Here is a 1,436-nt window from a genome sequence, read left to right on the forward strand (position 1 = left end):
GTGAACTGCACCCCAATTGTTAGACACAACTAACAATTGGAGGTGCATTTTTTTTATGACTAAATATTCTTTGGATATCCAGCTGGCTGCTGTTCAAGCTTACTTAGAGGGAAAAGAATCCTATAAAGACACAGCTCAAAGGTTTCAAGTAGATATGACTAACTTAAAAGAGTGGGTATCTCGTTTTCGCTATCATGGAGTTGCGGGTTTTAAAAAGCCATATACAAACTACACATTGAAGTTTAAAATGGACGTACTTAAATACATGAACGAAACAGGAGCGTCCACTAGAGAGGCATCATACGTATTCAATATCAACACATCTAGTACTGTTTGGAAGTGGAAACAGTTATTTGAAACAGGTGGGATTGACGCTCTGCGATCTAAAAAAAAGGGGCGTATATCCATGAAGGAAAAATTCAATCCAAACCAACCAATAGCAGGTTCTGATGAAGCACTTCGTAAAGAGAATGAACGTTTACGCATGGAGAATGCTTATTTAAAAAAGTTACACGCCTTAATTCAGGAAAAGGAACACCAAAAGAACAAATTAAAGCGCAAGTGATCCATGAGTTAAGGCATCAGTTTAAAGTTATCGATCTCATACAAGTAGCTAATATCCCACGTAGCACATATTATTACTGGGTTAAAAAAATGGACCAACCTGACAAATACCGTGCAGTGAAAGAAATCATCAGACAAATCTTTAATGAGAATAAGGGACGCTATGGGTATCGTCGAATCACCTTAGTATTACGAAGATTAGGATATCTATTAAATCACAAGACAGTTTTACGTCTAATGAATGCATTGGGCTTAAAAAGTCTGGTACGCATGAAGAAGTATCGCTCATACCGGGGAAGCGTGGGGAAGGTCGCACCTAATCTTTTAGAACGTAATTTCCAGGCTGAAAAGCCCAATGAAAAATGGGTAACTGATGTGACGGAGTTCCAGATTCATGGAGAAAAGCTCTATATGTCTCCTATTCTTGATCTTTATAATGGTGAAATTATTGCATATCAACTTGAGAAACGCCCAATTTATCCACTTGTATCCAGAATGTTAGAGAAAGCCTTCAAAAAATTAAAGAAGGATGAATCACCTCTCCTTCATTCTGACCAAGGATGGCAATATCAGATGAGACAATATCAGCATTCTTTGAAAGAAAAGGGAGTAATTCAAAGCATGTCCCGTAAGGGGAATTGTCTTGATAACGCCGCTATGGAAAGCTTCTTTGGTTTACTAAAAAGTGAATTACTCTACTTAATGAAATTTGAAAGCATGAAGCATTTTATCCAGGAGCTTGAACAATATATTAATTACTATAACCACACACGAATCAAGGCGAAATTAAAAGGCTTAAGTCCGATAGAATACAGGACTCAAGCCCAACAGGTTGCCTAATTATTCGTGTCTAACTTTTCGGGTTCAGATCA

General features: G+C 37.5%; 1 protein-coding gene. It reads left to right on the top strand.

Annotated features, from left to right (window positions below; all coding sequences use genetic code 11):
* Positions 1–55: 55 nt before the first annotated feature.
* A protein-coding gene (locus tag P8610_RS20290; protein WP_394605959.1) for an IS3 family transposase occupies positions 56–1,404 on the top strand; the annotation gives its coding sequence in 2 pieces (ribosomal slippage) (positions 56–515 and positions 515–1,404; 1,350 coding nt in all).
* The last annotated feature ends 32 nt before the right edge of the window (positions 1,405–1,436 follow it).

The sequence above is a fragment of the Fictibacillus sp. UD genome, from assembly GCF_043558025.1.
GTDB lineage: Bacteria > Bacillota > Bacilli > Bacillales > Fictibacillaceae > Fictibacillus.